We start from the raw sequence: 23968 nt of genomic DNA, 5'->3' as shown, positions 1-23968 counted from the left end.
TGGGAATTAATTTATTAGAAGATATTTTTTAGAAAGGATGTTTAAATGAATACTAACAACGATATTATTATGATAAATAATACCGATTCTGAATATATAGATAAGGTTATTCTCATTTTAAACGGTAATAAAAAAAGAATAGTTCCAGAGGAACTACTCTTAAAACAAGCAGAAAAAATTATATACGAATATGAAAATAAAAATGTTAAAAAACGCTCTTATTCACTGCTTAAAATTTCAGGTTTTATATTAGGATGCATAGCCATATCCATTATTACTTGCTTTGTAGGTATGCACTTATTTTCCTAAGGTTATTATCTTCTATAAAATTATCGACATTGTATATAAAAAGAACGTCTTTTATATTATTTTCACGAAGATATGAAGGAATATTAAGATTATAATATCTTAAATCGAATACAACGATTTCGCTATAATGATTTGCTAAAAACGGTATTATACTGTGGGAATACGAATCTTTAATTATTGCTATTTTTTCACCGTTTTCTTTACTAAGTTTTTCTCCACCCCTATAATTTGTTCTTATAGTTGTAATACCGTGGTTGCCATCAAGATAATAGGTATATTTATCTTTGATGGCAATATTTTTTTCTGAATATAATGAGTCTGACTCATTAGTCATATCATAATTCACTTTATAGCTTATATCAAATTTTGGTTCGTATTTAATAATTTCGTCTCCTTTTACATTAACGGTTGCTTTAGACCATGTTGTTCCAAAAAACGAAGAAGACATTACTTTTATATCAAAATTATCTTTACCAACAGGCTCTTTTCCAAGAGATTTAATAATATCCGAGTACACTAAATAACTCCCATGTGCAGTCTGATGATGGTCAGTTCTAAAGTAAAGATAGTCATCTTTATTTTCATTAAGAGTATTTAGATGATTTATAAAATTAACATTTTCAAGGTTTAATAAAACCTCATCCATTACATCTATCTGATAGTCATTATAGGCATATTTTGGAAGTTTATCCTTTAAAATTTCATATGCAGTTGGAATAAGAGAAAAACTTACATTAAAATTTTTATCTTTTGCAAGTTGGTTTATAGCATCTATATTACCTAATAAAATCTGTGAGTAGTCTTTATTATCATAAGTTTTTATAAGATAACCGTCATCACAAAAATATACACCGTTATTATCTTTTTTTCCTATAAGTTTTTCACTGTTACTCTTTAGAGATACAAACTTATCTCTGAATGCTGTTTTATCTGTTATATACCCCTCATAATCTGATGTATATGTTCCTTTAAAAAGGTTTTCAAAGGAAAACTCAGGGCTTTTTTTTGCGTACCTGTTTTCATTTTCCAAAAATTCTTTTGCAGGAACTAAAAAGTTGTAAATACTAAAAGACAAGTAAAAACAGGCAAATATAATTACAAATATTTTTTTCATACTATCTCCTAAAATCTGAAATATAAAAACGGATTATATGTTGAATCTACTATATATGCAGTTGAAAGTATAAAACCTAATATACATAAAACTGCAAGAACATATTTATTAAATCTTATTTTTTTCATTGCCGGTGTTGATGAAATAACAAGTATAATCAATAATGGAATATAAGACATAAGTTGATATAACCCTAAGGAATTTATAAAAGGCACTCCTCTTCCAAACATACCTGATAAATATAATATTCCGTCTTTTAAAGATTCAAAAGCAAATAACACCCAGCCTATAATTACAAAAAACAATGTGTAAAAATGGGAAAATACCGAAGGTAGTTTTTCAAGGTATTTCTTTAATACAAATTTTTCTATAACGAGTAAAAGTCCGTAATAAAGTCCCCATGCTATAAAATTATAACTTGCTCCGTGCCATAGGCCTGTTGCGCCCCATACAATAAGAAGGTTTAATATATTTTTAGATATTTTAACCCTGTTACCGCCAAGTGGAATATAAAGATATTCTTTAAACCATGTGCCAAGGGAAATATGCCATCTTTGCCAGAACTCAGTTATTGATTTACTTATATAAGGATAGTTAAAGTTTTTTGGAAAAGTAAACCCGAAAATTTTTCCAAGACCTATTGCCATATCAGAATAGCCTGAAAAGTCAAAATAAATCTGGAATGCATAGGCAATTATACCAAGCCAGTAAAGTAAAACTGACATTTCACTCTCAGGAAGAACTTTTATAGTATCCCATAAAATACCGATATTATTTGCAAGTAAAACTTTCTTGGAAAGTCCGCAGATAAAAAGACTTATACCGTCGTATGTTTTATCAAATGTTTCTTCCCTTTTATTAAGTTCTTTGCTTATTGTGTGATACCTTACAATAGGCCCTGCAATAAGTTGCGGAAACATAGCAACATAGCACCCGAAATCTATTATACTTTTTTGTGCTTTTGCCTTTTTAAAGTAAACATCAATAGAGTATGACATAGTCTGGAAAGTATAAAATGAAATTCCTATCGGCAATGCTAAATTAAGTAGTTTTATATCAAGATTAAAAAGCGAATTAACCGACATAATAAATAAATCGGAATATTTAAAGAACCCTAAAATTAAAAGGTTAACAACAACAGAAAGTATTAGATAAAACTTTTGTTTTCCTTTATCACCCTCATTTTTTTCAATCATAAGACCATTGAAATAATCAAAAAATGTTGAAAACAACATTATAAGAATATATATCGGCTCACCCCATGCATAAAACAAAAGACTTACAACAAAAAGAGCAAGATTTCTCGCTCTTTTTGGCAAAATAAAATATAGAATAAGTGTTAAGGGTAAAAAGTAAAATAAAAATAATACACTTGAGAAAACCATAATATCTCCTATTTGGTAAGTTCAATAAATTTGTTTGCTACATTATCAACTTCAGGCGAAATTATAAGTGCTGCGTAATTACCGTTAGTTTTAATAACGCCTTTTTTTACCATTTCAAACTGGTCAGGTAAATACTGCTCCCATGTTTTATAAACAGTATCTTTTCTTTGATTTAAAACCGAAACTGCTTTATCTAATTCTTTTGAATTTTCGGCTTTTATAACTATAATTTCGTTTGCTTTTACGCTTATCATTGTGCCATAGATTTTAACGTCTTTAAAATCAGCACTGTTTACTCCGTATACATCTTTGTATAACTCTTCGGGAATCTCTTCTAATGTATGCTCATCTTTTGGGATAACCTTTATCATCTCTTTTACAACTTCGCTTAAAGTAATATTTTTTTCTTCTTCCTTTTTATCAGTATTATTTTCAGGTTTTACTGACTCCTGAGGTTTACTTTCGCTTTCTTCTTTATTACTTATGTTATCTTTATTCTCGCTTTCTTCAACCTTTTCATCAGCAACCTGATTTTCATCAGACTGATTAACTACCACATCATTATTTTCTTCGTTACTCACTTTATCAGTTGCACATCCTGCCATAACTGATAAAATCAACATACCAACTACTATTAAAGATAAAAATTTTTTCATAGTTTGTCCACTCCTTTTCATTTATTAGACACCTTAATATATAAAAAGTTCCCTGATTTTAAAAATAGATGCAGAAAAAAGCATTCTGCATCTATTCATTTTAAGTTTTACAACAATTATTACTCACTGCATTCTTTTTTTCTTTTAATATACATTTTTATAAGCATGGTCATAAAAATTATGGTAAACACTAAAATAACCGAAAGAATAATTATTGTGCCTATAATATTTAAAACATTGGATGTTAAAAGTTCAACACTTACATCGGTTATTTTATCAGGAAGAAGCACCCATTCTGCAATTTTATCATCTTTTGAAATAATTGCCGCTTCATCCGTTTTGGTAATAGAACCGTTTTTAGATGTAACAGAAAATCTTAAGTGAGAATCTTTAATAAGTTGACTTAGTTCTTCGCCGCCTACAACCTTTCCTTCCCCGTCAGTAACAGATTTTATTTTGGAAACATCTGTAATATCTATTTTAGGGTTTAAAACATATTTATTGGCAAAAAAGCCTTTGGAAAACTGATAATTTTCAAGTTCTGTAAGTTTGATATTTATGCCGTACTCTTTTATATAATAAGATGTTAATATTTCTTTTAAATTAACATCATTTAATTCTAAAGAAAAACCACGCATACCATTTTCATCAATATCTTTAACTAAATAACCAAGGCTTGTAAATTCATCCTTTACATTTTCAATAGACTGATTATTATACTTAAAGTTACTGTCAGTATAAAATACTTTTGCCTTAATGTCTGCCTTATCATTATCTAAAAATTTAATATTACAGGTAACATTTACACAACCTGACAACATTAACATAACTAAAGTTAAAACTAAGATGAGAACTACCTTTTTTGGTTTCATATGTATTCCTCCGTATACTTGGATAATTCCTTTTTTACATTGGTAATAATTTAAACTTTCCTCTACATTTTATCATATAAAAACCAAAATTTCAATAAAAAACTTAATTTTCTTTTCTTTGGGCTTCCCCCTCTAACTCTTTTATCTTACTTTCAAGTTCTTTTATCCTTATTTCAAGTTTTGATACTGCTATATTCAAAGGATTAGGGATTTGTGGTGTTTCGGAGGATATTTCATTTAAAAATATATGGCTGTTTTTAAAATCGCATATATTTTTATACAGTAACAGTTCAGGCTTAAAATCGGCTACACTTCCAAAACAGGTTTCGCATTTTATATCCTTATCGTGAATTGCAAGAGAAATATTTTTTATTTCCTTATCGCAAAAGAAATTATATGATGGAGAAAAGGAAACATCTTCTTTATTTATTTTTTTGCCGAATGTAAAATTATAGCGTTTAACAGTTATCCATAAATTATTATTCTCAATAAGTAAATTGACTTCGTCAAAAAGGTTTATAAAATCAAGAGGATAATCACTTTCTTCCCCTTCTTCGCTTTCCCCTTTTATAATTTTTAAATAACATTTATTTTCTTTCATATATACAAGATAATAATTGTCATTAAAATCATTTATAACGCTTAAAAGTTCTCCGTCGTCAAGTTTTTTATACCCATCAAAATTTTTCTTGGACCATCTGAATATTTTAATACCAAATTCGTTATCTTTATTATAAAAAAACACTCTGTTAAAATCAGAATCTACAAAAGAAAAATATTTCTTACCCAATATATAGTCTACTGCCATAGGAGGTTCGTTTTCGTTATCTATTATCTGGTAGGAAAGAATATTTTTACCGTTATATTCTATTATATAACTTAACCCTAACCAGTTCCCCTGAAGTTTTAAGTGGAAATATTTATCATAATATACTTTACTCTTGTTTTTTAAAAGAATGGTTTTGGTATATCCATTATCCTCTTCTCTTATAAAAACTATACTTCCCTCGTTATTCTGGCATACTATTGAAACTTTGCCAAAGCCCATATCCTCTACTGCAAAGTCTTTTACTGCATCTTCATATATAACCGAATATTTATTATCAGATTTTAATAAATTCTTAACACATAGCCCTTTATGTAAAAAGAAATATAATGTTCTTTTATCATATGTTTTAACTATAAAATCATACATAATATCACCCTTAATATAAATATATGAAAAGATGAGGGAAAATTCCCTCATCTTTTATAATTGGTTATATAATTTTTTTATAGTTTCATTATCCGTTTCTTCAAAATCTTTCATTAAAAACGGTATTTTAAGTTGCTCATATTTTGAAACACAAAGTTTTCTAAAAGGCAGAAGTTCAATTTTTTTAACATTTTTATTTTTCTTAAGTTCCTTTAAAAATGAAATGTTTTCATTGTTATCGTTAACACCTTTTATTATAACCTGCCTTATCCATACATCTTTATTTATTTTAACAAGATAATTAAAAAAGTCATACGGTTTATTTATATCAGAGCCGGTAAATTCCATATATTTTTTATCAGTCGGCATTTTCATATCGAGTAAAACAAGGTCAGTATATTCCATTAAAGTTTTAACATCATCATTTAATATACTTCCGTTAGTATCAAGCGCTATGTGATACCCCTCGTCTTTTAAAGTGCGAAAAACATCTATAAGTTTTCCTGCCTGTAATAGAGGCTCTCCGCCTGAAAATGTTACCCCGCCTTTATCAAAAATATAATTTTTAACCCTGTTAACCTTTGATAAAATATCTTTGGCAGAATATAAATTTTCTTCTTTTACATCCAATGTTTCAGGGTTATGGCAGTATTTACATCTTAAATTGCAGCCCTGAAGAAAAACAACAAATCTTACTCCCGGCCCATCAACTGCCCCCATTGACTGAAATGAATTAACACTTATCATAATTAAATGCTTCCATGGAATGTTCTTTTAATTACTTCCTGCTGCTGCTCTTTATTAAGTTTGTGGAAGTTTACTGCATAGCCTGAAACCCTTATTGTAAGATTAGGGTATTTTTCAGGGTTGTTATAACAGTCAATAAGAACATCACGGTTTAAAACATTGACATTTATATGATGGGCTTTACTTTTAAAATATCCTCCAAGAATTGTAACAAGATTATCAATTCTTTCTTCTTTTGATTTTCCAAGTGCTTCTGGAACTATTGAGAAAGTATTTGATATACCGTCCTGACAGTAATCGTAACAGATTTTGGAAACAGAATTAAGTGATGCCAATGCTCCGTTTGTTTCCCTGTTATGCATTGGGTTCGCCCCAGGCGCAAAAGGTTCGCCTGATTTTCTTCCGTCAGGTGTTGTTCCTGTTTTTTTACCGTATACAACATTTGATGTTATTGTTAAAACTGAAAGTGTATGTTTTGCATTTCTGTATGTTTTTGTTTTGCAAAGTTCATTATAAAAATCTTTTAATATATCACATGCAATAGAATCGACTCTGTCATCGTCATTTCCGAATTTAGGGAAATCACCCTCAACTATAAAATCACACACAATTCCATCTTCGTTTTTAACAGGTGTAACCTTTGCATATTTTATTGCACTCAATGAATCACATAAAACGGAAAGACCTGCAACTCCAAAGGCCATAAATCTGCCTATCTCGGTATCGTGAAGCGCCATCTGCACCTTTTCATACGCATATTTATCATGCATATAATGGATAACATTCATTGTGTTAACATACAGTCTGCATAGCCATTCTTTATAGAAGTTAAACTTTTTCATTACATCAGAGTAATCTAAAACATCACAAGAAACAGTTTCTCCAACAGGGCCTACCTGATCGCCTGTTTTTTCATTTCTTCCTCCGTTTAAAGACATTAATAAAAGTTTTGCAAGGTTACATCTTGCACCGAAAAACTGCATCTGTTTACCAACCTGCATACCTGATACGCAACATGCAATAGCATAATCATTACCGTAAACAGGCTTCATCACATCGTCATTTTCATACTGAATTGAATCGGTATCTATTGACACTTTGGCAACATATTTTTTGAAATTTTCAGGAAGATTTTCGGACCATAATATAGTTATATTAGGCTCAGGTGCAGTTCCTAAATTATAAAGAGTATGCATAAATCTGAACGCTGTTTTTGTAACGTGAGATTTTTTATCATCACGCATACCACCGATGCTTTCAGTTATCCATACAGGGTCTCCGCCAAATAAATCGTTATATTCAGGTGTTCTTAAATGACGCACAATTCTTAGTTTTAAAACAAACTGGTCGATAAGTTCCTGTGCCCCTTTTTCGTCAAGAATTCCTGCATCCATATCCCTTTTAATATAAATATCCAAAAATGCTGTATTTCTGCCAAGGCTCATCGCCGCACCGTTTTGCTCTTTTATAGCACCAAGGTATGCAAAATAAAGCCATTGAACTGCTTCTTTTGCATCTTTTGCAGGTTTGGAAATATCAAGCCCATATAATTTTGCCATTTCTTTTAACTGATTTAAGAATTCTATCTGTTTAAAAAGTTCTTCAGAAAGTCTTATATTATCTTCCGACATATCGTTCTTTCCAAGAAGAGCCTTGTCCTTCATTTTTTCTTCAATAAGACGGTCTACACCATATAAAGCAACACGACGGTAATCGCCGATAATTCTGCCTCTTCCGTATGCATCAGGAAGACCTGTTAAAATACCTGCTTTTCTGACCTTTCTCATTTCATCAGTGTAAACTCTGAACACACCGTCGTTATGGGTTGTTTTATATTTAAAATTCATTTCAACCTCATCAGACAGTTTATAGCCATATGCTTCACAGGCACTTCTTGCCATTCTTATACCACCGAAAGGATTAACCCCTCTTTTAAGCGGCTCGTCAGTCTGAAGACCTACTACAACTTCATTATCTTTATCAACATACCCTGCATCATAACTTACAAGAGATGTAACGGTAGACACATCAACATCAAGAACGCCTCCATTGTCATGCTCTTTTTTAAACAGTTCTTTAGTTTTTTCTAAAATTGCAGTCGTTTTATCAGTTTTGGATGCTAAAAAACTGTCATCTCCTGTATATTCAGTATAGTTATTATCAATAAAATCGGCAACATCGATTTCATTTTTCCATTTTTCGCCTTTAAAATTATTCCAGAAACTCATAAAAACACTCCTTTTTGGTTTGTATAAAAAAAGGGCATTTCTTTTCTAAGAAATGCCCAGACGGTCGGCTCCATATACAACATACCGCATTATGGTTAATTCCATAATAATCCGTCAGCGGCATATCTAAAATTATAATACATTATTTTTTAAATATTGTCAATAATCAAAACAGTTTTTCTAAATTTTTTTCGTCGCTGTCTATCTCCCATATATCGTCAAAAAATATTTCTTCTTTTACAACTGTAAGTTTCTTTGTGTCAAAATCAATTTTTGACACAATGCCTTCTTTTTTTATATATTCGTTATCTAAATAATAGATAACCTTTATCATCATTCCCTTTTCAACCTGATTTATTCTGTATGATAAATCACTTGCCTTATCTTCTAATATTTCATGGCGTGGAACAATTATTTTTTCTTTATCAAGAATTTTTGAGTAAAACCCTTTAAGGGGAGAAAACGGAGAAAATTGCTTTGCTCTGTCAATCACCGTTATGACCTCCTACCAATGTATTTCTCGTTTTTGCAGTTGATTTTTCCTTAAAATTCATACCTTTTAGTATTGCGTTTTTACCGTATTTTCTTTTAATATCAATAATTGCTTTCTGCTTTTTTCTTTCCTTTTCGTCTTCAATATGCTCACTGAAAAAATCAAGGTCAACAAACTCTTCAAATATAAGATTATTAAAACCTATGGTTATTTTTCTTATCAGTGCATCTTTATTTGTTGTTTCGTCAAAAAAGGAAAGGAACTCTTCGGTAAGTCTCTTTTGAGAATTAGTATATCTTGCCAATTTCCTTGTGCCGCCTGTTGACTTAACCTGATTTTTTGAATAACCTATATGAAGTGTTACAGAATTTGTAACAAGGTTTTTATCTACCATTTCAAGCACAAGACTATCTACCATTTCTTTAAGTATTAAACGGGCATTTAAAAATTCATAATCTTCAAATAAAATCTGACTGTTGGATAAAGATGAAGACTTTGCCTGATAATTTTTAATATCACAAATTCTGCACGGCTCAATTCCTTTTGAATGATCTATAAGATATTCGGCATTTACTCCGAATTCTCTATATAAAATTCTCTCATCCATTAAGGATAGAGATTTTAAATCGTATACCCCATACTGTTCAAGCCTTTTTGCAATACCCTTTCCTATATTCCATATATCCGTTATAGGTCTGTGAGTCCATATTTTTTCCTTAAATTTTTCCTCATCAAGAAAGCCTATAAAATCATCGGAATTTTTCGCAGTTATATCAAGCGCAACTTTGGCTAAAAAAAGGTTTGTACCTATACCAACAGAAGCGCGGATTCCAGTTTTTTCATAAACTTCTTTAATTATCATCTTCGCAAGTTCTTTGGGTGTTTTATCATACAGTTCAAGATAATTGGTTATATCTAAAAAACATTCGTCAATGGAATAAATATGAATATCATCTTTTGATACGAATTTAAGATATATTTCGTAAATGTTTGCAGAATATTCTATATATAAATTCATTCTTGGCATTGCAGTTATATAGTCTATACTTTTTGGTATTTCATAAATTCTGCACCTGTTTGCAACTCCTTTGTTTTTAAGCGCCGGAGAAACTGCAAGGCAAACAGCCCCGTTACCTCTGGAAGCATTTGCTACCACAAGGTCAGTTTCAAAAGGGTCAAGCCCTCTTTCAACACATTCTACCGAGGCAAAAAAACTTTTAAGGTCAATGCAAAGATAATAATTTTCCATATTATTTATAATTCTTCCAAAATTCGTTTAATAAATTTCCATACTCTTTCTACCGACTTAATATCAATACGCTCTTTAGGTGTATGAATATCAAATATATCAGGGCCAAAAGCAATAGCGTCAAGATTTTCTATTTTTTCGCTTAACACTCCACACTCTAACCCTGCATGAATTGCTTCAAAGGTGGCTTCTTTATTAAAGAGTTCTAAATATACTTTACTTGTTACTTCTCTTAATAAAGACTCTGATTTATATTCCCAAGGCGGATATTCTCCCCCAACTTTTGCAGTTGCTCCTGAAAGAGAAGCAATACTTAAAAGTTTATCAATAAGCGCTTCTTTTTCACTCTTTAGAGAACTTCTTACCGATACTGTAAGGTTAAGAGAATTTTTGTCCATATTTAATATGCCCATATTAAGAGATGTTTTAACCAGGCCTTCGATTTCCAGATCCATATTTATAACTCCGTTTGGAAAGGCAAGTAAAAAGCAGGATGCTTTTTTGGTAGACTCTGTTGTTAAAGCAAGGCAATCTGATTTTTCTTTTGTAAAATCTATTTTTATATTGTTATCAGAAACCCTGTACTCTTTTTTTACATCTTCATAAAAAGCATTAATAATGTCGTCAATTTCTTTTTCACATATAACTTCAAGGTAGGTTAAATTAGGGATGGCATTATCCTTAAGACCACCCTTAATATTTACAAGGTTTGTTTTATTAAACTTTATAATTTTACTTAAAAGCCTTGCAGATATTACATTTGAATTTGCTCTTAATTTATCTATTTCTACCCCTGAATGTCCGCCTAAAAGCCCATGAATTTTTATGTTATATTTAATACCTGATGTATTCATATACTCAACAGGCAAAGAAAAGTCAATTTTTCCTCCCCCTGCACAACTTACGGTAAATATCCCCTCTTCTTCGCAGTCAATATTAAGAAGAAGTTTACCTTTTAAGGAAGATAAATCTATAAACTGAGCGCCTAAAAGCCCTATTTCTTCATCAACTGTAAACACTGCTTCTATCGGAGGATGAGAAATATTTTTATCTTCTAAAAGTGCAAGAGCATATGCAATAGCAACTGCGTCATCCCCTCCAAGAGTAGTACCCTCTGCCTTAATAAAACCGTCCTCAATTTTCAAAATAAGAGGATCGCATTTAAAATCAAATGAAAAATCTTCTTCCTTTTCGCATACCATATCAAGATGCCCTTGTATGATAACTGTATTGTTACTTTGAGAATTCTGTTTATCTTTTTTTATAATAATATTATTCTTTTCGTCCTGAATAAACTCTAAGCCCTTTTCTTTGGCAAAGTCGGCACAAAAATCACTTATTCTTTTTGTATCGCCCGACCCGTGAGGAATTTTAGAAAGTTCTTCAAAATAATAAAATACTCTTTCAGGCTCCAAACCTTTTAAAACGCTCATTTAATCTCTCCTTTTAATAAGTAAATTTACTGTTTTGCAGTTTATAAAGAAGTTTACAAAGCATTTTTTCAGAAAGAAATCTTCTTAAAAACACAGCAACTTTATATAAAAAGCCCGGTATTATAATAAGTTTTCCTTCAAACATTTTTCTTACTGCATAATCAGCAATTTTTTTACTTGGCAAAATTACCAAATCTCTGCCTTTTTCATTACCTTTTCCGAATTTAACTTTTGCTACACTGCCAAACTCGGTATCAGACGGACCTGGGCATAAAACGCTAATTTTAACATTTGATTTTTCCTGCCTTAATTCTTCGTAAACTGCCTGAGTCAGTCTTAAAACATACGATTTTCCTGCATAGTAGGCGGCAAATAAAGGCCCTGGAAAAAATGCTGCAATAGATGCCACATTTAAAATATGCCCCCTGTTTTTTTCCTTAAACTTTTTAACTGCAATTTTTGTAAGAGTATGTAGTGCGTAAACATTGGTATCAAGCATTCTTAATTCGTCTTGCAAGTCATTATCGGTAAACTTTCCGAAAACGCCAAACCCTGCATTGTTAATAAACACATCACATTCGTCAAGCAGTTTTTCAATTTCTTTAATACCCTCTTTTGTTGTAACATCAAGGCATTTAATTATAACTTCTGTTTTTAGTTCATTTTTAAGTTCAATAAGTTTATCTTCTCTTCTGGCAACTGCAATTATATCATATCCCATCTGAGAAAGTTTATAAGCCATATCTTTTCCAAAACCGGAACTTGCGCCTGTAATCAATGCTTTCATTATAGCATCCCTTTCTATGTATCTTTATGTTTTTATTATATACTTTTTACTTGTTAAAATCAACAAATTTAAAAAGCATAATTTCATAAATTAAAAATCAGGATCATATACTGTAATAAAAAAACGGAGGTAATTTATTTGAAGGGAAATATTGAAGAACGCGCCTGTGAAATTGCAGTATACATAATAGAAAAAAAGGAAACTGTACGAAACGCCGCCAAGGTTTTTAACATAAGTAAATCAACAGTTCACAAAGATTTAACCGAAAGACTTAAAAAAATAAACAAGGAACTTTTTATAAAGGCAAGAGATGTACTCGACCTTAACAAAGCAGAAAGGCATATAAGAGGCGGAGAAGCAACAAGAAAAAAATACAAATGACCTTAAAACTATTGACATAAACCTGATTTTTCGATAAAATGAATTGATAAGAAAGGTCAGGTTTTAATTATGAGTAATGATAAAAAATTTGTTGAAGAAATAACATCAATGGATGTTGATTTTGCCAAATGGTATACTGATATCGTTAAAAAGGCAGACTTGATTGAATATACATCAGTTAAGGGTTGTTGCGTTATCAGACCTTATGCATATGCTATCTGGGAAAATATGAAAAATGTTTTAGACTCTATGTTTAAAGATACAGGGCATGAAAATATTTATATGCCTATGTTTATCCCTGAAAGTTTACTTCAGAAAGAAAAAGACCATGTTGAAGGTTTTGCACCTGAAGTTGCATGGGTTACACACGGTGGCTCTGAAAAACTTCAGGAAAGATTATGCGTAAGACCTACATCTGAAACACTCTTTTGCGAACATTATAAAAATATAATTGAATCTCACAGAGATTTACCTAAATTATACAACCAATGGTGTTCAGTTGTAAGATGGGAAAAAACTACAAGACCGTTCCTTCGTTCTGCAGAGTTTTTATGGCAGGAAGGCCATACTGCCCATGCTACACCTGAAGAAGCACAGGAAGAAACAATCAAAATGCTTAATGTATATGCAAAATTCTGCGAAGATTATCTTGCAATTCCTGTTGTTAAAGGAAGAAAAACAGATAAAGAAAAGTTTGCAGGAGCAGTTGCTACATATACAATAGAAAGTTTAATGCATGACGGAAAGGCTCTTCAGTCAGGAACTTCTCATAACTTTGGAGACGGTTTTGCTAAGGCTTTCGGCATTGAATATACAGATAAAGACAATAAAAAACGTAATGTATTCCAGACATCATGGGGTGTTACAACAAGACTTATCGGTGCACTTATAATGGTTCATGGGGATGACAGCGGTTTAGTGCTTCCTCCTAAAATTGCTCCGACTCAACTTGTTATAATTCCTATTGCTATGCATAAAGAAGGAGTTTTAGATAAGGCTAATGAACTTAAAGAAAGACTTTCTTCTATGTTTAAAGTAAAAATTGACGATTCAGATAAATCTCCAGGATGGAAATTCTCTGAATATGAAATGAAGGGCGTTCCTTTAAGACTTGAAATCGGTCCTAAAGATATAGAAAACAATCAATGCGTTCTTGTTCGCCGTGATACAAGAGAAAAGATTTTTGTATCCCTTGATGAACTTGAAGTTAAAGTCAGCGAACTTCTAAGCGACATTCAAGATTCTCTGTTTGCAAAGGCACTTTCTCACAGAGAAGAAACTACAAGCACAGCCCTAACTTATGATGAATTTAAAGAAATAGTTGCAACAAAACCTGGTTTTGTTAAGGCAATGTGGTGCGGAGATGTTGAATGTGAAAACAAAATTAAAGAAGACACTACTGCTACTGCAAGATGTATGCCTTTTGAACAGGAAGAACTTTGCGATACCTGCGTTTGCTGCGGTAAAAAAGCAAAGAGTATGGTATATTGGGGCAAAGCATACTAAAAAGGATACCAAAAAAGTCTGAAACATAAAAAATTTCACTTATCCTTTTAAACTAAAAAATTAAAGGCACACTTTTTAAGAAAGTGCGCCTTTATTTTTATACTGTTATTTATTTTTATCAATAAACGCCTGTGCATTTTTTATTGACTCTATTATTGCCTTTTCGGACGGGCCACCGTAAACGTTTCTTTCGTTAACGCAGGTGTCAAGGGATATTGCAGTGTAGAAATCTTCTTTAATAACGCTTGAAAATTCCTTTAATTTATCCATTTTAATTTCATCAAGGGAAATATTATTTTCTAAAGCGTATGCTACCATTTCCCCTATCACTTTATGAGCATCCCTGAAAGGCATACCGCATTTAACAAGATAATCTGCCGCATCGGTTGCATTGGTAAACCCTTTTTTTGCGCCTTTTTCCATAACATCTTTTTTAAACTTTGCTGTGTCCAACATATTTGTAAATACAGGAAGACACATTTTTAAAGTATCAACTGCATCAAATGTTGCCTCTTTATCCTCCTGCATATCTTTATTATACGCAAGTGGCAGACCTTTCATAACAGTTAAAAGAGTCATTAAAGAGCCATAAACTCTGCCTGTTTTACCACGGGTAAGTTCAGCCATATCAGGATTTTTCTTCTGAGGCATTATGCTTGAACCTGTAGAAAAACTGTCATCAAGTTCAACAAATGAATATTCATTTGTGCACCATAAAATAATCTCTTCCGAAAATCTTGACAAGTGCATCATTATCATTGATGCCACAAAGGTAAACTCAATCGCATAATCTCTGTCTGACACCCCGTCAAGACTGTTTTCAGTAGGGCCGAAAAACCCTAATTCCTTTGCAGTAAAGAACCTGTCAAGAGGGTATGTGGTAGTTGCAAGAGCACCTGAACCTAAAGGGCATAAATTAAGACGCCTAACACAGTCAGAAAGTCTTTCGGTATCTCTTAAAAACATCTGGAAATATGCCATCATATGATGCGCAAGAGTAATTGGCTGTGCTTTTTGAAGATGTGTATACCCAGGCATAACTGTTTTGGTGTTTTCTTTTGCAATCTTTAAAATCACTTCTAAAAGATTTATAAGAAGAACTTTAATCTCATTGCATTCTTCCCTTAAATACATTTTAAAGTCAACTGCTACCTGGTCATTACGGCTTCTGCCTGTGTGAAGTTGCTTTCCGATATCGCCAAGGCGTTCAATCAATATAGTTTCTATATTCATATGAATATCCTCAGCATTAACCGAAAACTCTATCTTCCCATCTTCTATATCCTTTAAAATATTTTCTAATTCTTCTTTGATTTTTAGTGCATTTTCCAAAGGTATTATATGGTTTTCTCCAAGCATTTTAACATGTGCAATACTTCCCTTTATATCTTCCTTGTAAAGCCTTTGGTCAAACTTAATTGAAGAATTGTAGTCATTGGCAAGACTGTCTGTATCCTTGGAAAAACGCCCACCCCATAATTTCATAAACGGACTCCTTATTTTTTGTTTTCTTTTTCTTTTAAGGCTCTTACCTTAAGAGGTAAACCGAATAAATTGATAAATCCTTCAGCGTCTTTGTGATTGTACACTTCGTCTTTTTCAAATGTTGCAAAATCTTCAGAATATAATGAATAAGGAGATTTTGCACCTGCAGGTGTAACCTGACCTTTATATAGTTTAAGTCTTACTGTACCTGTAACATTTTTAGCACATACATCAACAAATGCATCAAGCGCTTCTCTTAATGGTGTAAACCATAATCCGTCATATACAAGTTCTGCATATTTAGAAGAAATAAGTTCTTTATAATGCATTGTCTGTCTGTCTAAACATAAATACTCAAGTTCTTTAATAGCAGCATATAAAATTGTTCCACCCGGAGTTTCATACACACCTCTTGATTTCATACCAACAAGTCTGTTTTCTACCATATCTGCTATACCAACTCCGTGTTTTGCGCCTAATTCGTTGGCTTTTTCAACAATTTTTAAAGGTGATAATTTTTCACCGTTTATTTTAACAGGAATACCCTTTTCAAATTCAACTTCAATATATTCACATTCATCTGGTGCTTTTTCAGGAGTTGTCATAAGTTGAAGAATTTTATCATATTTAGGCTCATTCCATGGGTCTTCCAAATCTAAACCTTCGTGAGATAAGTGCCATACATTTCTGTCCATAGAATAGTTATCTTCTTTTGTAACAGGAATAGGAATATTTCTTGCTTCGGCATATTCAATTTCATCTTCTCTTGAACGGATATCCCAGATTCTCCATGGAGCAATTATTTTAAGATGAGGAGCAAGTGCTTTAATTGTAAGTTCAAATCTTACCTGGTCGTTCCCCTTACCTGTTGCACCGTGGCAGATAGCAACTGCGCCCTCTTTTTCTGCAATTTCAACAAGTCTTTTTGCAATACAAGGACGAGCGTGAGATGTACCTAAAAGATATTTACCCTCATATATTGCCCCTGCTTTTAGAGTAGGGAAAATATAGTTTTCAACATAATCTTCTTTTAAATCTTCTATGTATAATTTAGATGCGCCTGTTTTTAATGCTTTTTCCAAAAGCCCGTCAGTTTCTTTCCCCTGACCTACATCTCCGCATACTGCTATAACTTCATAATCATAATTTTCTTTTAACCATGGAATTATAATGGAAGTGTCAAGACCTCCTGAATAGGCTAAAATAACTTTTTCTTTTTTGCTCATTATTTATTCCTCCACAAATATAAATTTTATTATTGTTAAATATAAAAAAATATGTTATTATATATACAACGTTTAGTATTATACTACAAAAAAACAAAAAAAGCAAGTATTTTTATAAAAATGCAAGAAAATGTATTTTTATGCATTATGAGGTTTTAATTATGAGAATTCTTGGTATAGACCCGGGGTTTGCAATCGTGGGAATTGGCATAATAGAATATGTGGGAAATAAGTTCAAAGTTATTGAATACACTAAGATTACTACTGAGGCGCACACAAATTTCCCCGAAAGGCTTAAGAAAATATTTGATGAATTAAATTGCATAATTAGTGAATATAAGCCGGATGTTATTGCCATTGAAGAATTATTCTTTAACAACAACGCAAAAACTGCTATAAATGTTGGGCAAGGGCGAGGAGTTTGTCTTCTTTGCGGTGCTTATAACAACATACCTATATATGAATACACTCCCCTGCAGATAAAACAGGCAGTTGTAGGATACGGACGAGCAGTTAAAGAGCAGGTGCAGCAGATGGTAAAAGTTCTTCTTAACTTGGAAAAAGTGCCTAAGCCAGATGATGTTGCCGATGCTTTGGCAGTTGCAGTGTGTCATGCACATTCATATAAGGTAATAAGTAAAACAGGAGGATATTAAATGTTTTATTATATAAAAGGCATAGTTACACTTAAAGAAAATAATTTTTTAGTTCTTGATGTTTCAGGGGTTGGATATAAGATTTATACATCATATACCACTTTGGAAAAAGCAGAAATAAACAAAGAATTATTATGCTATACATACACTCATATAAGAGAAGATATGTTTGATATTTACGGTTTTTACAGTCGTGAAGAGTTAAAAACCTTTGAACTTTTAATCACAGTTTCAGGAGTTGGCCCAAAGGCTGCTCTCTCAATTTTATCTTTTATGCCTACCGATGTTTTCGCAGTTTCGGTTATTAAAAACGATGTTAAAGCGATTACACAGGCGCCTGGAATAGGCAAAAAAATCGCCGAAAGAATTATACTTGAATTAAAAGATAAGATTGCAAATTCTTCAAATATAAGCGAAGAAGTTATTAAAAATAATGAACTTCCTGATTCTGCTATTAAAGAAGCAGTTGATGCACTTATGGTTCTTGGTTATTCAAATCTTGAAGCAAAAGGTGCAGTTAAAAATGTTAAAGACAGTTATAAAGATGTGGAAGATATTATAAAAAATGCTTTAAAACTTTTAATGAACTAAAAAGTGAGGATATATGATGGAAGATAATGAAAGAATAATATCTGCAAGAGAACTTTCAGAAGATAAAGACTATTCCTTAAGGCCGAAGTTTTTATGCGATTATGTCGGACAGGAAAAATCAAAAGAAAATTTAAATATCTGTATTCAGGCTGCAAAGCAGAGAGGCGAATCATTAGACCATGTTCTTCTTTACGGTCCTCCTGGGCTTGGGAAGACTACTCTTTCCCAGATTATAGCCAATGAACTTAATGTTAACATCCGTGTTACATCAGGCCCTGCAATAGAAAAACCAGGCGACCTTGCTGCAATTCTTACAAACTTATCAGAAAATGATGTTTTATTTATTGATGAAATTCATCGTCTGTCAAAAAGTGTGGAAGAAGTGTTGTATCCTGCTATGGAAGATTATGCTCTTGATATAATTATAGGTAAAGGCCCGTCTGCACGAAGCATCAGACTTGATTTGCCTAAATTTACTTTAATCGGTGCAACCACCAAGGCAGGTAATCTTACTGCCCCTTTAAGAGACAGATTCGGCGTTCTTCTTCGTCTTGACCTATATTCAGGCGAAGAATTAAAGCAGATTGTAAAAAGGTCGGCAGGAATTTTAGATATAAAAATTGAAGAAGACGGAGCAAAAGAAATAGCGTCCCGTTCAAGAGGTACTCCAAGAATTGCCAACCGCCTTTTAAAAAGAGTGAGAGATTATGCTCAGGTTATGGGCGACGGAGTTATTACAAAAGACATTACTGACAAGGCTCTTAAGATGATGGAAATTGACGAAATAGGTCTTGATAAAACTGACAAAAGAATGATTCTTGCTATTATCAATGCTTTTAACGGCGGACCTGTGGGTCTTGATACATTAGCGGCTACAATAGGCGAAGAGGCTACAACTATCGAAGATGTTTATGAGCCATATCTTCTTCAGTTAGGCTTTTTAAACAGAACTCCAAGAGGAAGAATGGTTACACGACTTGCGTATGAGCATTTTGGAATTGTATCCCCTCTGACTGATTTAAAAGAGGACCAATTATCATTTTAGGCATATTTTTTATTCTTACTTAATATTATTTAGTATAATATTAAATAGGAGATAAAAATTATGTTTTTAAAAGACACAGAAAACAACTACTGCACAGTTTGTGGCGAAGTGTTTAGCGAGCCAAAATTAAGCCACGAAATTTACGAAGAAAAGTTTTACTCCTTTTCTTTAAAATCAAAAAGGCTTTCAGATTCTTACGATATAATAAATATCACTGCATCCGAAAGACTTTTATGCGACAATATAAGTTTATCATTTGGTGCAAGGCTCATTATTACCGGTCAGTTTCGTTCGTATAATAACTTTTCTGATGTTGGCAACAAACTTATTCTTACACTTTTTGCAAAGGATATAGAGCCTGTTTATAACGAATGTTACGATAAAAACGAAATATATCTTGACGGTTATATATGTAAGACTCCTGTGTACAGGGTTACACCTTTCGGAAGAGAAATAACGGATATTTTACTTGCAGTTAACCGTATACATAATAAATCAGACTACATTCCTTGTATTGCGTGGGGAAGAAATGCCAAGTTTGCATCAAATTTAGAGGTGTCAGACAGAATTAAAATTTGGGGCAGAATTCAAAGCAGAGAATATCAGAAAAAATTAGATGATGAAACAGAAATTACAAAAACTGCTTTTGAGGTATCAATAGGTAAAATAGAATATATAAAAAATGATAATGTGTAATCACATTATCATTTTTTATCGAGTGCCTGTTTTGCAAGTTTATCTGCCATTTCGTTATATTCTACTCCTGAATGTGCAGGAACTTTTATAAATTCAATCTCTATTTTTTCTCTCATTTTATCACAATATTCTTTATACTTAACAGTACTTAAAAGATTGGTTTTCCACTCTCCCCTTGCCCATTTTCCTATCCCCTCATAATCGTGATAAATCTTTATCTTTTCATAACCGTTCTTAACTGCATAATTTATTGCGTTCATTGCTCCAGATAATTCCCCTGCAACATTACGCATTGACGCTGCATCTTTATTTTCGCCAACTGCACAAAGTTTTTCTATAACTTCATTATTAAAAATACAAACTACCCCGTATGAATACCTCATAGTATCCACGTCAAAACTTCCGTCAACATATGCTGTAAGCGTTTTATCATCTTCAAACGAAAGTTGTTCTATATCAAGTCCGTAAAGGTAATCGTTTGCATCTTTTTCATTTTTAAAGCCTTTGTACTCAGCACCTGAAAAACCTGAAATAAGTTCTTTAACTTCATCCCAGTTATAAAAAATGCCTGTTTTCTTGCCTTTTTTTACTGCATATACTTTCTTCATACTAACCTCAATATAATCCTAATGATTTTATTAAAAATAGGCCTAAAAATAAAGTTATAATACTAAGACCTGTTGTGCAGACAACAATGCCTGATGTAAGTTCACTGTCCGAACCCATTTCTTTTGCCATTATGTAACTGTTAATAGCAGATGATGAACCCATATATATTAAAATTATCATAAGTTCAGCACCTCTAAAACCGATAAGATAGCCTAATGTAAGGCCGAATATAGGAGCAACAACTACCTTAAGCATTGATGAAAAAAAAGTTAATTTAATATTTTTTGTAAATTTCTTAATATCAAAGGATGCACCTAAAACTATAAGCCCAAGACCTAAAGCAGTGTTCCCTACATAACTTATTGTTTTAGATATAGAAACAGGGATATGAATATTAAACACAGAAAACACAAGACCACTAAGTGCACCTATTATAAGAGGGTTAGTTACAATGTTTTTAAACATTTTCTTATAGTCCCCTTTTCCCTGGGACCAGTATGCAAGGCATACCACAGCACAGATATTAAATAAAGGCACACCAAACGCAAGAAGAAGTTCTGCTTTTGCTACTCCCACAGAGTCAAGTACATTTTTTGCCAGAGGTATTCCTAAAATAGCAAAATTAGACCTGAAGGAGCAATGAATTATAGCACCTGTCTTTACCCTGTCTTTAACAAATATTGGCACAAATATCCATAAAAGTATAATATATGCCACTATAATTCCCAAACCAACTAAAATAAATTTAATATCAAATGTCTCATTAAAATCAACCGATGCGGTATCTGAAAAAAGAAGCGCAGGTGTGGCTATAAGAAACACAAATCTTGATGCATTATTATAAAATTCTTCTTTTAATATGTTTTTATATTTTAAATAACAGCCTATTGCCATTACTAAAAATATAGGCAATACTCCGTTTAATGCAAAAAAGAAATTCTCCATTTTTATCTTACCTGTCCGTTTCCGTATATTATATATTTTATACTTGTTAATTCTGTAAGCCCCATAGGCCCTCTGGCATGAAGTTTCTGAGTGCTTATACCTATTTCTGCACCAAAACCAAACTCATACCCATCGGTAAACCTTGTTGAAGCATTCACATAAACACAAGCAGAATCTATATCATTAAGGAATTTCTCCGAGTTAAAATAATTATCAGTTATAATACATTCAGAATGGCCGGTAGAATGTTCGTTGATATGTTCTATCGCCTCATCTATTCCTTCAACTATTTTAACCGATATTATAAGGTCGTTATACTCTTTATAAAAATCTTCATCAGTTGCTTTTAAAATTTCGGGGCATATTTTTAAAGACTCTTCACAACCCCTTACTTCAACATTTTTTGCTTTTAATTTTTCTACTATATAAGGCAAAAATTCATTTGCTATTTGTTTATTTATTACAAGGCTTTCACAGGCATTACACACAGACGGTCTTTGAGTTTTTGCATTTATTATTATATCTTCTGCCATTTTAAAATCAAATGAAGAATCAATATATGTATGGCAATTTCCTGTGCCTGTTTCAATTAAAGGAACGGTTGCATTTTCTACAACTGTTTTAATAAGCCCTGCTCCCCCACGAGGAATAAGCAAATCAAGATATTTATTAAGTTTCATAAATGAAAGGGTAACTTCCCTGTCAGTATCTTCTATTATATTTACTGCATCCTGCAAAACTTCGTTTTCAGAAAGTGCAGATTTAATAACATTTACAAGAGCAATATTGGAGTTAATTGCTTCTTTTCCGCCTTTTAAAATTACAGCATTGGATGTTTTAAGACATAAAAGAGCCGCATCAACAGTAACATTAGGACGCGCTTCGTAAATTATCCCGATAACACCGATAGGAACTCTTTTTTTACCTATTTTAATACCATTAGGTCTTTCCCACATTGAGATTATCTCTCCAACAGGGTCGTTAAGACTTATAAGATTTTTCCCGCCCTCTATAATATCGTCAATTCTTTCATCTGTAAGGGTTAATCTGTCTATCATTGTATCTTTTATTCCGTTTGCACGTGCATTTTCTATATCTTTTCTGTTTTCTGAAAGGATATAGTTTCTGTTTTTATCAATACTGTTTATTATGCTTTTTATTAAATTATTCTTATCATCTTTATTTAATGTTCTAAGATAGGAGGATGCTTTTTTAGTTGCCTTCCCTTTTAAAATAAGTTCTTCCATTTTTATTTCCTTCCTGTAAAAATTGTACCTATTTCTTCCCCGTCCAATATATCATATATAATATGAGGATCACATCCGTTAGCAATTACAACATCAGTTCCTGTTTCAGTTGCCATTTTTGCTGCAGTGATTTTTGTTATCATTCCGCCTGTACCACGGTTACTTCCTGCACCGGATGCCATTTCTTCTACGCTATTGTCAATTACATCTATCTGTCTTATAATTTTTGCATCTGAATATTCTCTCGGATTTTTATTATACAAACCGTCAATATCAGATAAAATTATAAGAGTATCTGCGTTAACTATTTTTGAAACTATGGAAGACAAAGTATCATTATCTCCAAACTTAATTTCGTCAATGGATATAGAGTCATTCTCGTTAACAATAGGAACAATGCCTTTATCTAATAATACATTAAATGTATTTATTATATTATCATTTCTTTCTTTATTGGTAAGAACATCTTTTGTAAGAAGAATCTGCGCCACAACTGTTCCGTATTCTGCAAACAGTCTGTCATAGATGCTCATAAGTTCACATTGGCCGACAGCAGCAATAGCCTGTTTCTCCTTAACTGATTGAGGTCTTTGTGTCATCCCAAGTTTTGACATTCCCACACCAATAGCACCTGATGATACAAGAACTACCCTCTTCCCTGAATTTTTTAAATCAGAGATAATTCTTGATAAGATATCAAGCCTTTTTAAATTAAGTTTTCCTGTTTCATATGTTAATGTGCTTGTTCCAACTTTTATAACAATGATGTCAGATTTTATATTGCGTTTTGACATACTAATACCCCCATTATCAACATACATATTATTTTACATTAAAAGAAAGATTTTTTCAAGGGTTTTGTTTTAGGGGAAGTGAAGAGTTAAGAAGTAATAGGTAAAAAAATATCCCAAACCTTACGGCTTGGGAATTTTTTAAGATATGAATGGTTTAGATGACATATAAAAATACCGTAATTATTAATTATTCATAAGCACAGCGTCTTCATTATTCATTATTCATTAAAAAATCCTGTCAAGTTTAATGAATGATGAATATTGAATAATGAAAAATGAATAACACAAAAGAAAAATCCTATCTTTCGACAGGATTTTT

Annotated in this window: 24 protein-coding genes; 7 read left to right on the top strand and 17 right to left on the bottom strand. The window is 32.0% G+C overall.

Annotation, left to right across the window (positions count from 1 at the left end; genetic code table 11):
- Nucleotides 1–45: 45 nt before the first annotated feature.
- Entirely contained in the window at nucleotides 46–309 is a 264-nt protein-coding gene (locus tag IKZ35_02415; GenBank protein MBR4892816.1) for a hypothetical protein, read from the top strand.
- On the opposite strand, the gene IKZ35_02410 is transcribed toward IKZ35_02415, so the two are convergent.
- From IKZ35_02410 to IKZ35_02360, 11 genes are all read right to left on the bottom strand, one after another.
- The gene (locus IKZ35_02410) at nucleotides 275–1423 is read right to left on the bottom strand and encodes a hypothetical protein (GenBank protein ID MBR4892815.1); all 1149 of its coding nucleotides are present in this window, start codon (nucleotides 1421–1423) and stop codon (nucleotides 275–277) included. The two genes, IKZ35_02415 and IKZ35_02410, sit on opposite strands and share 35 nt — an antisense overlap.
- Nucleotides 1424–1431: 8 nt before the next feature.
- Nucleotides 1432–2808 carry an MBOAT family protein gene (locus IKZ35_02405; GenBank protein ID MBR4892814.1) on the bottom strand — a complete coding sequence of 459 codons (1377 nt, stop codon included), beginning with the start codon at nucleotides 2806–2808 and terminating at the stop codon, nucleotides 1432–1434.
- Nucleotides 2809–2816: 8 nt separating this feature from the next.
- Nucleotides 2817–3464: a DUF4358 domain-containing protein gene (locus tag IKZ35_02400; GenBank protein ID MBR4892813.1), complete on the bottom strand. Its 648-nt coding sequence runs from the start codon at nucleotides 3462–3464 to the stop codon at nucleotides 2817–2819.
- A 119-nt stretch (nucleotides 3465–3583) separates the two neighbouring features.
- A complete protein-coding gene (locus tag IKZ35_02395) occupies nucleotides 3584–4336 on the bottom strand; it encodes a hypothetical protein (GenBank protein ID MBR4892812.1) in 753 nt (250 codons plus the stop codon).
- A gap of 103 nt (nucleotides 4337–4439) precedes the next feature.
- Complete coding sequence (locus IKZ35_02390; GenBank protein ID MBR4892811.1) at nucleotides 4440–5531, bottom strand: hypothetical protein; 1092 nt, start codon at nucleotides 5529–5531, stop codon at nucleotides 4440–4442.
- A gap of 54 nt (nucleotides 5532–5585) precedes the next feature.
- Nucleotides 5586–6278 carry a pyruvate formate lyase-activating protein gene (pflA, locus tag IKZ35_02385; GenBank protein MBR4892810.1) on the bottom strand — a complete coding sequence of 231 codons (693 nt, stop codon included), beginning with the start codon at nucleotides 6276–6278 and terminating at the stop codon, nucleotides 5586–5588.
- A 2-nt stretch (nucleotides 6279–6280) separates the two neighbouring features.
- Nucleotides 6281–8506 (bottom strand): formate C-acetyltransferase, encoded by a 2226-nt coding sequence (pflB, locus tag IKZ35_02380; protein ID MBR4892809.1) that lies wholly within the window; start codon nucleotides 8504–8506, stop codon nucleotides 6281–6283.
- Nucleotides 8507–8672: 166 nt separating this feature from the next.
- Nucleotides 8673–8999, bottom strand: a complete 327-nt coding sequence (locus tag IKZ35_02375; protein MBR4892808.1) for a hypothetical protein — start codon at nucleotides 8997–8999, stop codon at nucleotides 8673–8675.
- Entirely contained in the window at nucleotides 8992–10248 is a 1257-nt protein-coding gene (locus IKZ35_02370) for a DNA repair protein (protein ID MBR4892807.1), read from the bottom strand. Before IKZ35_02370 ends, IKZ35_02375 begins: the two co-directional genes overlap by 8 nt.
- 5 nt (nucleotides 10249–10253) lie before the next feature.
- A complete protein-coding gene (locus IKZ35_02365) occupies nucleotides 10254–11681 on the bottom strand; it encodes an aminoacyl-histidine dipeptidase (GenBank protein MBR4892806.1) in 1428 nt (475 codons plus the stop codon).
- A gap of 13 nt (nucleotides 11682–11694) precedes the next feature.
- The gene (locus IKZ35_02360; GenBank protein ID MBR4892805.1) at nucleotides 11695–12468 is read right to left on the bottom strand and encodes an SDR family NAD(P)-dependent oxidoreductase; all 774 of its coding nucleotides are present in this window, start codon (nucleotides 12466–12468) and stop codon (nucleotides 11695–11697) included.
- Nucleotides 12469–12606: 138 nt separating this feature from the next.
- Here IKZ35_02360 and spoIIID point away from each other — a divergent pair, with 138 nt between their 5' ends.
- Both spoIIID and IKZ35_02350 read left to right on the top strand, forming a co-directional pair.
- The gene (gene spoIIID, locus IKZ35_02355; GenBank protein MBR4892804.1) at nucleotides 12607–12849 is read left to right on the top strand and encodes a sporulation transcriptional regulator SpoIIID; all 243 of its coding nucleotides are present in this window, start codon (nucleotides 12607–12609) and stop codon (nucleotides 12847–12849) included.
- A 69-nt stretch (nucleotides 12850–12918) separates the two neighbouring features.
- Entirely contained in the window at nucleotides 12919–14355 is a 1437-nt protein-coding gene (locus IKZ35_02350) for a proline--tRNA ligase (GenBank protein ID MBR4892803.1), read from the top strand.
- Nucleotides 14356–14460: 105 nt separating this feature from the next.
- On the opposite strand, the gene argH is transcribed toward IKZ35_02350, so the two are convergent.
- Together argH and IKZ35_02340 are read right to left on the bottom strand one after the other, a co-directional pair.
- Complete coding sequence (argH, locus tag IKZ35_02345) at nucleotides 14461–15840, bottom strand: argininosuccinate lyase (GenBank protein ID MBR4892802.1); 1380 nt, start codon at nucleotides 15838–15840, stop codon at nucleotides 14461–14463.
- Between the two features lie 11 nt (nucleotides 15841–15851).
- Entirely contained in the window at nucleotides 15852–17066 is a 1215-nt protein-coding gene (locus tag IKZ35_02340) for an argininosuccinate synthase (protein MBR4892801.1), read from the bottom strand.
- A gap of 161 nt (nucleotides 17067–17227) precedes the next feature.
- Here IKZ35_02340 and ruvC point away from each other — a divergent pair, with 161 nt between their 5' ends.
- The 4 genes from ruvC to IKZ35_02320 are packed head-to-tail and all read left to right on the top strand — an operon-like array spanning nucleotide 17228 to nucleotide 20054.
- Nucleotides 17228–17722 carry a crossover junction endodeoxyribonuclease RuvC gene (gene ruvC, locus IKZ35_02335; GenBank protein MBR4892800.1) on the top strand — a complete coding sequence of 165 codons (495 nt, stop codon included), beginning with the start codon at nucleotides 17228–17230 and terminating at the stop codon, nucleotides 17720–17722.
- Nucleotides 17723–18313 carry a Holliday junction branch migration protein RuvA gene (gene ruvA / locus IKZ35_02330; GenBank protein ID MBR4892799.1) on the top strand — a complete coding sequence of 197 codons (591 nt, stop codon included), beginning with the start codon at nucleotides 17723–17725 and terminating at the stop codon, nucleotides 18311–18313. It abuts the gene before it with no gap.
- Between the two features lie 16 nt (nucleotides 18314–18329).
- Nucleotides 18330–19358, top strand: coding sequence for a Holliday junction branch migration DNA helicase RuvB (gene ruvB / locus IKZ35_02325; GenBank protein MBR4892798.1), 1029 nt, complete (start codon nucleotides 18330–18332; stop codon nucleotides 19356–19358).
- 60 nt (nucleotides 19359–19418) lie between these two features.
- The gene (locus IKZ35_02320) at nucleotides 19419–20054 is read left to right on the top strand and encodes a single-stranded DNA-binding protein (protein MBR4892797.1); all 636 of its coding nucleotides are present in this window, start codon (nucleotides 19419–19421) and stop codon (nucleotides 20052–20054) included.
- An 8-nt stretch (nucleotides 20055–20062) separates the two neighbouring features.
- Here the strand turns inward: IKZ35_02320 and IKZ35_02315 are convergent, their stop codons facing one another.
- Genes IKZ35_02315 through proB form a run of 4 tightly spaced genes read right to left on the bottom strand, consistent with a single transcriptional unit; the run spans nucleotide 20063 to nucleotide 23649 of the window.
- Nucleotides 20063–20662 (bottom strand): ribonuclease H family protein, encoded by a 600-nt coding sequence (locus tag IKZ35_02315; GenBank protein MBR4892796.1) that lies wholly within the window; start codon nucleotides 20660–20662, stop codon nucleotides 20063–20065.
- A gap of 7 nt (nucleotides 20663–20669) precedes the next feature.
- Nucleotides 20670–21608, bottom strand: a complete 939-nt coding sequence (locus IKZ35_02310; protein ID MBR4892795.1) for an AEC family transporter — start codon at nucleotides 21606–21608, stop codon at nucleotides 20670–20672.
- A 2-nt stretch (nucleotides 21609–21610) separates the two neighbouring features.
- Nucleotides 21611–22855 (bottom strand): glutamate-5-semialdehyde dehydrogenase, encoded by a 1245-nt coding sequence (locus IKZ35_02305; GenBank protein MBR4892794.1) that lies wholly within the window; start codon nucleotides 22853–22855, stop codon nucleotides 21611–21613.
- Between the two features lie 2 nt (nucleotides 22856–22857).
- Nucleotides 22858–23649 carry a glutamate 5-kinase gene (gene proB / locus IKZ35_02300; protein MBR4892793.1) on the bottom strand — a complete coding sequence of 264 codons (792 nt, stop codon included), beginning with the start codon at nucleotides 23647–23649 and terminating at the stop codon, nucleotides 22858–22860.
- Between the last annotated feature and the right edge of the window lie 319 nt (nucleotides 23650–23968).

The sequence above is a fragment of the Clostridia bacterium genome, from assembly GCA_017554615.1.
Classification (GTDB): domain Bacteria; phylum Bacillota; class Clostridia; order UMGS1840; family HGM11507; genus SIG450.
This window is presented reverse-complemented; position numbering and strand designations above follow the sequence as displayed.